Consider the following 10,866-nt stretch of genomic DNA (forward strand, 5'->3'; position numbering starts at 1 on the left):
CGCGGTGTGAGCACTCGAATGCGGGCAGCGCTGCCCTTCGTTCCCTACATCGTGATCTCGGTCGTGCACGTCACGGCCCGGTTCCTCGAGCACCCCATCGACGCGCCGACAAAGCTCCTGCTCATGCCGGCGCTCGCGCTCGGCGTACTCTGGGCGGCGCGCGGCATCACGCCCTGGCCGCGGGGCGTGATCGCGCTGCTCATCGCGTCGATCATCGGCTCCTGGCTGGGCGACGGATCCGCCACGTTCTTCCCGATGTTCGCAGACGAGCTCCCCATGATGCTGCTCTGCTTCGGCCTGGCGCACGTGGGCTACCTGCTGCTCATGTGGCGGGCGCGCGGCGTCGCGGTGCGGCGCATTCCCCTCTGGGCGCTCGCCTACGCCGTCGCCTACGTCGTGATGATCGCGGTCCTCGTGCCGCACACCGGTGCGCTCACTGTGCCCGTGATGATCTACGGCCTGCTGCTCGCGGGCACGGCGGCGATGGCGTCGCGCTGCGGGCCCGTGATCGCGTGGGGCGGGGCCTGGTTCCTCGTCTCCGACGCGATCCTGTCGTTCCGCATCTTCCTCCCCGAGGTGATGCCGGACTGGACGAGCGGCATGGTGATGCTCACCTACACGCTCGGCCAGGGGCTCATCGCCGCCGGGATCGTTACGGCGCTGCGGCGGCGGGCGGCGCGTCCGTCGGCCGCTCCGGCAGCTCCGGCAGCACCCTCAGCAGCTTCTTGACGCCCCGGGTGGTCGCGGCCCCCGCGACGCGCACCCGCACCTTCAGCTCGGCGTCGCTCGTCACCACGGTGACGATCGCGCCCTGCTCGGCCACCCGATCCACCTCGGCGACGATCGCGTCGTCGCCGACCTCGGGGGCGTCGACCACGCGCACGTGCGCGCCGTCGCCGATCCCGCGCGCGATGCCCTCCGTGACGAGCACCCACTCGGGGAACGCTTGCGCGAGGCCCGCCACCCGGGTGTCGGGGAGATCGAGGAAGCCGGCGCGGATCCCGTTGCCGTTCGCAACGAACGCGTCCACCCGGTCCCGCAGCCGCACGGCCGCCGCGCGGCGGTCCTTCCACCAGCCGTCGGGTACGGCGCCGATCACGTTCGCGGCGTCGACGATCACGGTCGGGGTGCCCCCGACGAGCGGGCGCAGGAGCGCCCAGCTGCTCGCGAACGCGGGGTGCAGGGTGAGGTTCTCGACCTCATCGACGGGCACCCACTCGAGCGCGTGGCTCTCCGGGTCGGTGATCTCGGGCTCGAACGGCACCGCGACATCCGCGATCAGCGTCGTGTAGCTCCAGCCGCCGCGGTCGAGCACGTGCGTGAAGCGCGGGATCATCGAGTGATCCGGCACCCCCGCCTCCTCCTGCGACTCGCGGAGCGCCGCGGCGATCGGCGTCTCGTCAGCGTGCCGGGCGCCGCCCGGGATGCCCCAGGTATCGCCGTGATCGCTCCACGTGACGCGGTGCTGCATGAGGATGGCGTTCCGGGCGCGGTCGTACGCGAGGAGGCCCGCGGCGCCGAAGCGGCCCCAGTAACGGCCGCCGTCCTCAGCAGTGACCCACGCATCGCCGGAATCTCGGAGGTCGCTCATGCCTCCAGCGTACTCGCGGGCTCGGCGGATGCGCACGGCTCCTCCCATAGGCTGGGTGCTATGACGGCAACTCTTGTGGCTCAGGGGCTCGCGGGCGGCTACGCGCACCGCACGCTCTTCGAGGATCTCGACCTCACGGTCGCACCCGGCGACGTGGTGGGCGTCGTCGGGGTGAACGGCGCCGGGAAGTCGACGCTGCTGAGGATCCTCGCGGGCGAGCTGCCGCCCCAGGCGGGCGCCGTGCACCTCGCCCCGCTCGATGCCTTCGTCGGGTGGCTGCCGCAGGAGCACGAGCGCGTGGCGGGCGAGACCGTCGCGGCGTACGTGGCGCGGCGCACGGGGTGCGCCCAGGCCACCGAGGACATGGACGCCGCCGCCGCGGCCCTCGGCGATCCCGCGGCCGCGACCCTGGGCGGCGCGGACCCCGCCGACGTCTACTCGGCCGCGCTCGAGCGCTGGCTCGCGAGCGGCGCCGCCGATCTGGAGGAGCGGCTGCCCGGCGTCCTCGCCGAGCTCGGCCTCGGCGGCCCGGGCGCGGGATCCGGCGCAGGCGCGGGAGCGGGCCCAGACTCGGGATCCGGCGCAGATTCGGGATCCGGTGCTGGCTCCGGATCCGGGCCCGCGAGCGTCTCCGCCGACTCGCTCATGACCTCCCTCTCCGGCGGGCAGGCGGCCCGCGTGGGCCTCGCCGCCCTCCTGCTCTCGCGCTTCGACATCGTGCTGCTCGACGAGCCCACGAACGACCTCGACCTCGACGGCCTCGAACGGCTTGAGCGCTTCGTGCAGGGGCTGCGCGGCGGCGCCGTGCTCGTGAGCCACGACCGCGAGTTCCTCGCCCGCTGCGTGACCCGCGTGCTCGAACTCGACCTCGCGCAGCACTCGAACCGGATCTACGGCGGCGGCTACGAGGCCTACCTGGAGGAGCGCGAGATCGTGCGGCAGCACCAGCGCGACGCGTACGAGGAGTTCGCCGAGACGAAGGCCGACCTCGTCGCCCGCGCCCGCACGCAGCGCGAGTGGTCGAGCCAGGGCACTCGCAACGCCCTGCGCAAGTCGCCCGACAACGACAAGATCCGGCGCCGCGCGGCCACCGAGTCGAGCGAGAAGCAGGCCCAGAAGGTGCGCCAGATGGAGAGCCGCATCCGTCGCCTCGAGGAGGTGGAGGAACCCCGCAAGGAGTGGCGGCTCGAGTTCACGATCGGTGCCGCGCCCCGATCGAGCGCTGTGGTTGCGACCCTCAACGAAGCCGTCGTGCGGCAGGGCGACTTCACGCTCGGCCCCGTCTCGCTGCAACTGAACGCGGGGGAGCGGGTGGGCATCACCGGCCCGAACGGCGCCGGCAAGTCGACACTGCTCGCCCTGCTCCTCGGCCGCCGGGCACCGGACGCGGGCGCCGCGGCGCTCGGCACCTCGGTGGCGATCGGCGAGGTGGACCAGGCCCGCTCGCTCTTCGCGGGCGAGCAGCCGCTCGCCGAAGCCGTCGAGGCGCTCGTGCCCGAGCTCGCCTCCGGCGAAGTGCGCACGCTGCTTGCGAAGTTCGGCCTCAAGGCCGACCACGTGCTGCGGCCCTGCGGCGAGCTCTCCCCGGGGGAACGCACCCGCGCTGGCCTCGCGCTGCTCCAGGCGCGCGGCGTGAACGTGCTCGTGCTCGACGAGCCGACGAACCACCTCGACCTGCCCGCGATCGAGCAGCTCGAGCAGGCGCTCGAGAGCTACACGGGCGCGCTCCTGCTCGTCACGCACGACCGCCGCATGCTCGAGACGGTTCGCCTCGACCGCCGGTGGCACGTCGAGGCCGGGCAGGTCACGGAGCGGTAGCGGCCTGCGCGCCCTGGAGGAGTGACTGCGAGCTGCCGTGGATGAGGTGCAGGTGCATCTCGGTCAGCGCCTCGACCCAGTTCTGGATCGAGGTGACGCGGCTCGAACGCATGATCCGGCTGAGCGCCTGGCTCGGCGCGGTGGCCTCTGCGTCGCCCGGCTCCGTGGCCGCGAGTCCCGTGCTGCCGGGCGCGCTCGCGGGCGCCGCAGTGCCGGGGCTCCCCGGTAGGACGGGGACCTGAGGCGCGCCGTCCGCCGGGAGCGCGGTGAGCAGCTCCAACTGCGATCTGCGGTAGGTGATCTCGGTCTCGAGGAGCCGCAACGCGGAGTACGGCGCAAAGGTGGCGGCCGCGAGGATGCGCAGCGAGAAGGAGACCTCATCCACGCGGGGGATGGGGGAGTAGGGCTCGTCGATCCACTCGCGGAGGAGCTGCTCGCCCGCGGCGGTCACGTGCAGGTGCTGCGCGTCCGGGTATTCGGCCCCGCCGTCGGCGTCCGATCCGATGAGGCCCTCGTTCAGGAGGGACGTGAGGTGCGTGAGCACGCTTGGGAGGTCCGGCTCGTCGAGCGCGAACGGCCCCTCGATGTCGAGGATCGGGATGAGCTCGCGCATGCGCGGGGTCCGGTTCCCGATGAGGGTCAAAATGAGGTAAGTCAGCTGCGTCATTGATGTTCGTGTCAATCTGCTATTCAGCAATTGGTTTTTACTGTAACAGCTGTGCTAGCTGCCTGATTTTCACTAGGTAGTCCAGTGCCCTGCACCATCCCTGCCCGCGGGAGAGCCTGCCCGGCGCCTGTTCGCAGCCTAGGCCTGCAGGCCCCTTTCGCGTAGAACGCGCCGACGGTCCGTGGCACGGGCACCGGCTCTCCGTGCGCCGCGGCGCGGCTGCAGTGGGGGATCGGAGCGACTCCGGTGTGAGTCACCGCGCACCCGCGGCCCCGGGCGCGCGCACCGGCTGGTGAGCGCGGAATGCGGTCGCGCGCCGAGCGTGCGCGACGGCGCGAGACGCGCGCCGTACCCCCGGGCCGCTCGACCGACGGGCACTCCACGTCGCCGAGGTCGGACCCGCACTGGGAACGCGGAGGCTGGCACGGGGAATTGCTCCGCGCCGCACTGCAGCGGTGCCGCATCGCTCGCGAAGCGCGCAATCGGTGCCCGGCTTGGGGGGCGCGCGACCTAGCCTGGTCCCGCCGTGCGGCCCGGGCGCTGTGCTCAGACGCCTCTCGGAGCATGCCCGGCGCGAGCCCCTGCCCGCCCACCGGTGCGTGCTCCGGCGCGCGGCCCGCCGCCCGGGCCCCACCCACTGACGCAAGCGAAGGAGAACGAACACCATGGCACACCGCAAGCACACGCTCGCCATGCGGCTGGGGGTGCTCCTCACCGTGGTGCTCACGGGGTGGCATATCTTCGCCTCCTTCCTGTGGATCTCGCCGCCCAGCGAGTTGCGCACCGTCGTCCCGGGGAAGGCGCTCTCGAACTACATGCTCCCCTGGTACGGGCAGAGCTGGAGCGTGTTCGCCCCCGCTCCGATCAACGGCGACTACTTCTTCAAAGTGCGCGCGCACACGCCGGGCCCGGACGGGCTGGTCGAGACCGAGTGGGTCGACGCGACGACTGCGGAGCTGTCGCTTGCGCAGTATCAGCTGTTCCCGCCGCGGGCCGCCGGCCTCGCCTCACAGTTGGCCTCGAACTTCAAGGGCGCGTACGAGGAGCTGTCCGATGAGCAGCAGGAGATCGCCGCCCTCGGCTACTACAAGGGCGACGCGTGGCTCGGCCGCATGCAGATCGCGCTGGATGAGGTCGGGGACGATCCCGATGCCGTCGCCGCGTACATCTCCCAGGAGCGCTACGCCTCCGCGTACGCGGCGCAGGTCGCTCAGGCGGTCTGGGGCCCCGAGGTGGTCAACGTGCAGTTCCAGGTCAGCCGGCAGAACGTGATCCCCTTCGCCGAACGCCACAATCCGGATGCCGAGCGGCCGGCCGAGCAGATCGTGTCCACCGGGTGGCGCGGCATCCTCGCGCTCGAGGATCAGTCCGAATCGGCCTTCGCCCACACCTTCCGCGACGCGCTGCGGAGGTCCGGACAGTGAGGAATCCCATGCACCCAGCGCACGACATCGCCACCGCGCCCGCGCCCGCGCCCGCGTCACAGCCCGAGCCCGCGCCCGAGCTCGGCGGGGATCCGGTGCCGGAGGCGGGCAGCCCCGAGACCGAGCGCTCCCGGAGCTGGCCCGGCCGGATCTGCGCCGCGCTCTGCGCTTTCGCCGCGGGGATCTGGGGCTCGATCCGCGCCACGGTGGTGCGCATCATCCGCTTCGTGGACGACTGGCTGCTCGACCGGAAGCACGCCCAGTACGGCACCGCCGTGGTGCGGATCCTGTTGGGCATCACGCTCCTCGGCAGCGCCCTCAGCGAGGTCGGAACGCGCGCGTACACCTGGGGTCCGGGTGCGGCCTGGACCGGCCAGCTGCAGTACCCCACGAGCGGCTTCTCCGAGATGTGGCCGTTCGCGATGATCCGCGAGGCCGCGAAGAGCGAGACCGGCATCACGCTGGTGTTGCTCGCCCTGATCGTGTGCGCTGCGCTCTTCACCGTCGGCTACCGCACGCGGCTCGTGATGATCCCGCTGTTCCTGCTGTGGGTCGGTTTCGTGAACATCAACCTCTACGTGCAGAACCAGAGCGACAACCTCACTCGAATCGTCTTCATCGCGCTCGCCTTCAGCGCGCTGTCGGATCGCTGGTCGCTCGACGCGCGGCGCCGGAAGCGCTTCGCGGGAGCGCCCGGCGGCATCCTGCTTCGCCTCTGGCGCTTCCAGCCTGTGCTCCCCGAGTGGGTCACGACTCTCGCGCACAACGCGGCCGTCGTGGTGATCGGGGTGCAGATCTGCTTCGTCTACGCGGCGGGCGGGCTCTTCAAAGCCGGGGGCGAACCCTGGCAGAGCGGGATCGCGGTGTACGCGCCGCTCCAGACGATGGAGTTCGGTACCTGGCCCGTGCTGAGCGACCTCATCACCGCGTGGGGGCCAGCCGTCGCAGTCGGAACCATCGGCACAGTGCTCGTTCAAACCGCCTTTCCGCTGATGCTTCTCCGGCGATTCACGCGTGTCATCGCACTCATCGTGATCATGGGATTCCACGCCGCGATCGGTCTTCTCATGGGGCTACCCTGGTTCTCCCTCGGGATGATCGCTCTGGACGCAATCTTCATCAGCGACCGGAGCTGGCTCGGGTTGGAACGCCGATGGCGTGCTGCATGGGGGAGCGCAGGGGAACGCAGAACATAAGCGGGGGCGCTCAGCACGGTATCGGGGGCCACCTCGCGCCGCGCCTCCTCGACAGCAACGCCGGGCGGGTGTCTCCGGAGCGGGTGCAGCAGCCACGCCGTACGCACGCCGCGCGGAGCCCGAGGCGAAACCGGGAGGGTAGCAATGCTGAAAGACACGAACAGTCCCCTGGGCGGGGTTGAAGACACCCGGGCCGCGGTGATCCGGCGTCTCGTCATGAACCTCGAACTCGGGCACGACATCGACCTCGTCGCCGGGCGCGGCCTCGGCCTGAGCACCGCGCTGCGGTCGCTCTCTGCCGAGCTCGAGAACCGGGAGTGGAACGTCGTGCACGTGCGCGGGGTCCCCTCGCTCAAACCTCACTCGCTCGCGGCCCTGCACGCGGCGGAGATCGGGGTCGGCCGAGATGGGCGGCCGGGCGGGATCGTCACTGCCGTGCAGACGCTGAAAGCGCTCGCGGCGACGGGCCCGCTGGCGCTCCTCGTGGACGACTGGCACGACCTCGATGAGGTCTCGTGGGGCGTCATCGAGACCGCGCAGTCCCGCGTCGACATGTCCGTCGTCGTGGGGCGCCGCCCCACGCGGCGGAAGAAGCGCACCCCCTCCGGCCTCGGGGGATCCTCCGGCCGCGGGAGCTTCGTGATCGAGCTCCAACCGCTCACCTTCTCCGAGATGCTGCTCGCGATCGAGAAGAAACTACAGGGTGCGGTGGACCACAGCTCGGTGAGCAGCCTCTTCGTCTACTCCGGCGGCGTACCGTCGCTGGTGTTCGGGGTGCTCGAGGTGCTGATCCTCACGGATCGGATCATCAAGATCGACGGGGTGTGGCACCTGGCGGAGCCCTTCTGGAACCCCGCGCTCGATGGTGTCGTCGACGGGGTCATCGCGGCGCTCGACGGCGACGAGCGCGACGCGCTCGAACAGCTGAGCGCCGAGGAGCGCTGGGAGCTCCCCGCCGCGGAGGAGCTCGTGGGGCGCGATACACTCCACCGCCTGATCGAAGCGGGGAGCGTCGCACGGTACTTCCTCGCCGGGGCGGAGAGCGTGTCCGTATCGCCCCCGATCCTCATCGACAGCTTCAGCGCTCGCCGCAGCGCGCTCGACGGGGTCAGCGCGCAGCTCTGGCAGCCCTTCCAGCTGCGCGAGGAGCCCGCACCCGGCGATCGGGGCCAGCGCGAATCGCGCGCGGGCGATCTCGCACAGGAGCCCGACGCGACGTTCGTGCGCGTGCTGAGCGAGCATGTGCACCGGCAGGTCTCGCAGCGCTCCGCGCTGTGGCAGGCGGATCCCTCCCCGGAGAACGCGGTGCTGCTCCTGAAAGCGCTCGTCAAGCTCCCCGGGAACGAGATCGCGCTCGCGCGCCTGCTCGAAGGGCCGGTATCCGGCGATCCGCAGAACTTCTTCGCCGCAGTGCTCGCCTACGCGCGGATCCGGATGCGCCAGCTGCGCGGGGAGCCGCTCGCCGAGGTGACCGCCGAGGAGACCTCCGAGGCGCGCGGACTGAGCGGCCCCGGCACGCAGTTCGTGCGGCTCATCACGGCACTCGAGTGCGGGGGCGCGATCACGGAGGCGGATCTGCACACCGAGACCTCCGAGTTCGCGCCGCTCGCCCAGACCAAAGCGCTGCTCAACAAGCGATTCCTCACCGAGGTCTGGTTCGGTCATATCCGGCACGCGCGCGTGCTCGGCGAAAAGGTCGCGCGGGTCACCACGTCCGAGAGCGGCGAGCAACTCGTCACCGAGGCGCTGCTGCTCTGCTTCGAAGGCGAGCTGCGCGCGGCCGAGCTGCGCGCGCGGCAGACGATCGAGCTCGCGCGGAACGGTCTGAACCTCGACGCGCTGCACAACGCCTACTTCGTGCTGATCCTCGTGCTCACGATGCGTGGGCGCTACCGCGAGCTCCCGGAGCTCCTGGACTCCATCAGCGTGTTCGGGGGACTGCGCACGTATCACGCCCAGGCGCACGCGGACTCGCTCAACCTGATCGCGCTGGCCCTCGTACGCATGGGTCGCGTGGTGCAGGGCGAGAGCGTTGCGGCCCGGGCCCTCCGGGTGAGCTACCTGGCGCGCGAGCGGGTCGGATTCAGCCGCGCTCTCCTCGACGCCCAGCTGCGCGCGGCGCACGGAGAAGCGCTGAGCGGGACCGGCCTGTGGGCCTCAGCGGAGCAGTGCTGGGGGCAGGGGCTCCGGCTCTCCGCGGCGATGCAGGGGCTCGCCGCCATCGAGGTCGAACCGCGCGACGCGTGGTTCCGGCAGATCGCGATCTGGCTCGAGGACGTCGACAGCCCGCTGCTGCGCCTGCAGCTCTCGCTCGCCTGCGCCCTCCGCGACGACGATCGCCACGAGCTCGCCACGATCGGGGAGCTCATGCTGCGCCGCGGAGAGGACGGGAACGGGCGCCGCGCGATCCGCCGCGCGTTCGAGCTGGCGCTCGAGGCGGCAGACGGTGAGCTTGCCGCGAAGCTCCGCGTGCACCTCGACAGCTGGCAGAACGGCACCGACGAGTTCGTCGACGAACGCCGCTTCTCCCAGAAGTATCTCGAGCTGACCCCGCGAGAGGTGCAGATCGTGGGAAAGATCGTCCGGGGCCACAGCAACCCGGAGATCGCGCTGAAGCTCGGGCTCAGCGTGCGCACCGTCGAGAGCCACCTCAACCGGATCCTCCGGAAAGCCGGTGTGGAGCAGCGCGACGAGCTGCGCGGACTCGTCCCCGTGCTGCTCGACAAGCGGGGTGCGAACCCGGGCGGGGATCCGGGCCCGTCCAGCGCGCAGGAGCCCCGATCCGAAGAATCTGCTCCGCCCGCGTAATGGATCCGCTGCCGTTCCGTCTCTCTCAGTGAGGGATGCGGTGCGCCCCGCGCTCACCGCATCCCTCACCCGCGGGACTTCGTTCGAAGTCCCTTCGACACGAATGAATGGAACAGCATGGGTTCAGTATTTTGGGCGAAACGCCCCGACACGGGAACGCCGCCGGTTGCCGGCCGCCGTGTTGCTGCTGCCGGGCTTGCCGCGTCAGTGGTCGCGGCGAGCCTGTTCAGCGGCGGTGCCGCTCAGGCCGCCCCGCTCGAGGGCGACTTCAGCGGTCACGTCCGCGCCTATGGCGCATTCGCGGCGGCCGACGTGGGCGGTGGCCTGCTCGGCTCGCTGCTGAACGCGCGCGCGAACATCGCCGAGTCGATCTCCGTCGCCGACAGCCAGGGCCTCGCGCACTACGGCCAGCTCGGTGCCTTCAACTTCGGCATCCCGAGCAGCATCCTGAACGATCCGGATGCGCGCTCCTACGCTCGCGCGACCCCCGTCGGGGTGGGCGCGCTGGGCATTCCCGTGCAGCCGGTCAAGGCTGAGTCGTTCTCGCGCACGAACACGGAGGGCGGCCAGAAGAACCAGGACTTCGGCAAGATCAACCTCCAGCCGCTCGCCTCGCTCAACGCGCTCACCGGGAGCGCGATGAGCTCGTGGGCTCCGGTGGTCGGGGCCGGTTCTGGCGTGCTGGCGCAGGTCGACCAGACGACCGCCGAGGCGCAGATCGTCACCCAGATCCCGCTCCTGCCGTCGATCCTCCAGCCGATGCTGCCGCTCGCCGGAGCAGCCCTCGGCAAGACCGCGGGAAGCGTGAACCTCGTTCCCGACGACGCGTGCATCGACGGCACCGCCGTCGAGGCGACCTCGCGCTGGCAGTTCGGTGAGGCCAAGGTGCTTGGCGAGACGCTTCGCGTGTCCTGGGGTGCCGGCCAGAACGCCGACCAGTGGCCGGAGGTGACGGCACGCGTCAACGGCCAGACCGGTGGCGCGCAGCTCGTCGTCAGCGAGCTGCCCGACATGACCGTCTCGGTCATCGGCGGCGCGGCCAGCGTGAGCCTGCACCCGGGGATGAGCCTCGAGCTCGACAAGATCCTCCCGAAGGCGCTCACGGCGATCCTCACCGGTGAGATCTCGTACGAGGGCATCACGAACAAGCAGGAGTCCCAGGACGGCACGCACGCCTCGGGCACGATGAACGGCCTCGGCATGGACGTGTCGCTGCTCGACCTTCCCTTCATCGGCGCGCTCGGCAACCTCGAGTTCGGCATGATGAAGACGGACGTCGCGGCGAACATCCAGGCCGGCGGCATCTCCTGCACGCCCGAGCCCGAGTCGAACGTGAACGCTTCGGCGTCGGCGTCGGCGTCG

Annotated in this window: 8 protein-coding genes; 6 read left to right on the top strand and 2 right to left on the bottom strand. The window is 71.0% G+C overall.

Annotated elements, in window-relative coordinates; all coding sequences use genetic code 11:
* Nucleotides 1-6: 6 nt before the first annotated feature.
* Nucleotides 7-729, top strand: a complete 723-nt coding sequence (locus U874_RS0112580; RefSeq protein WP_232755923.1) for a lysoplasmalogenase — start codon at nt 7-9, stop codon at nt 727-729.
* Here U874_RS0112580 and U874_RS0112585 read toward each other — a convergent pair.
* Entirely contained in the window at nt 653-1,591 is a 939-nt protein-coding gene (locus tag U874_RS0112585) for an NUDIX domain-containing protein (RefSeq protein ID WP_025134893.1), read from the bottom strand. The genes U874_RS0112580 and U874_RS0112585 overlap by 77 nt on opposite strands.
* A 60-nt stretch (nt 1,592-1,651) precedes the next feature.
* On the opposite strand from U874_RS0112585, the gene U874_RS0112590 reads away from it, so the two are divergent.
* Nucleotides 1,652-3,409: an ABC-F family ATP-binding cassette domain-containing protein gene (locus tag U874_RS0112590; RefSeq protein ID WP_025134894.1), complete on the top strand. Its 1,758-nt coding sequence runs from the start codon at nt 1,652-1,654 to the stop codon at nt 3,407-3,409.
* On the opposite strand, the gene U874_RS14885 is transcribed toward U874_RS0112590, so the two are convergent.
* On the bottom strand, nt 3,396-4,076 hold the full coding sequence (locus tag U874_RS14885) for a hypothetical protein (RefSeq protein ID WP_025134895.1): 681 nt from the start codon (nt 4,074-4,076) through the stop codon (nt 3,396-3,398). The two genes, U874_RS0112590 and U874_RS14885, sit on opposite strands and share 14 nt — an antisense overlap.
* A gap of 665 nt (nt 4,077-4,741) precedes the next feature.
* Between U874_RS14885 and U874_RS0112600 the strand changes: the two genes are divergently transcribed.
* From U874_RS0112600 to U874_RS15570, 4 genes are all read left to right on the top strand, one after another.
* The gene (locus U874_RS0112600; protein WP_025134896.1) at nt 4,742-5,500 is read left to right on the top strand and encodes a DUF5819 family protein; all 759 of its coding nucleotides are present in this window, start codon (nt 4,742-4,744) and stop codon (nt 5,498-5,500) included.
* An 8-nt stretch (nt 5,501-5,508) separates the two neighbouring features.
* Nucleotides 5,509-6,696 (top strand): HTTM domain-containing protein, encoded by a 1,188-nt coding sequence (locus U874_RS0112605; RefSeq protein ID WP_025134897.1) that lies wholly within the window; start codon nt 5,509-5,511, stop codon nt 6,694-6,696.
* A gap of 144 nt (nt 6,697-6,840) precedes the next feature.
* On the top strand, nt 6,841-9,504 hold the full coding sequence (locus U874_RS0112610; protein WP_025134898.1) for a LuxR C-terminal-related transcriptional regulator: 2,664 nt from the start codon (nt 6,841-6,843) through the stop codon (nt 9,502-9,504).
* Nucleotides 9,505-9,621: 117 nt separating this feature from the next.
* Nucleotides 9,622-10,866: hypothetical protein (locus U874_RS15570; protein ID WP_157834259.1), on the top strand; the 1,245-nt coding region annotated here is incomplete at its 3' end.

Source organism: Leucobacter sp. PH1c, from assembly GCF_000633415.1.
In the GTDB taxonomy this organism is placed as follows: Bacteria; Actinomycetota; Actinomycetes; order Actinomycetales; family Microbacteriaceae; genus Leucobacter.

What these genes read in the sequence shown, in the direction of transcription:
- U874_RS0112605 (WP_025134897.1), top strand. Translation starts at nt 5,509, where the DNA reads ATGCACCCAGCGCACGACATCGCCACCGCGCCCGCGCCCGCGCCCGCG.
- U874_RS0112585 (WP_025134893.1), bottom strand. Translation starts at nt 1,591, where the DNA reads ATGAGCGACCTCCGAGATTCCGGCGATGCGTGGGTCACTGCTGAGGAC.
- U874_RS0112590 (WP_025134894.1), top strand. Translation starts at nt 1,652, where the DNA reads ATGACGGCAACTCTTGTGGCTCAGGGGCTCGCGGGCGGCTACGCGCAC.
- U874_RS14885 (WP_025134895.1), bottom strand. Translation starts at nt 4,076, where the DNA reads ATGACGCAGCTGACTTACCTCATTTTGACCCTCATCGGGAACCGGACC.
- U874_RS0112610 (WP_025134898.1), top strand. Translation starts at nt 6,841, where the DNA reads ATGCTGAAAGACACGAACAGTCCCCTGGGCGGGGTTGAAGACACCCGG.
- U874_RS0112600 (WP_025134896.1), top strand. Translation starts at nt 4,742, where the DNA reads ATGGCACACCGCAAGCACACGCTCGCCATGCGGCTGGGGGTGCTCCTC.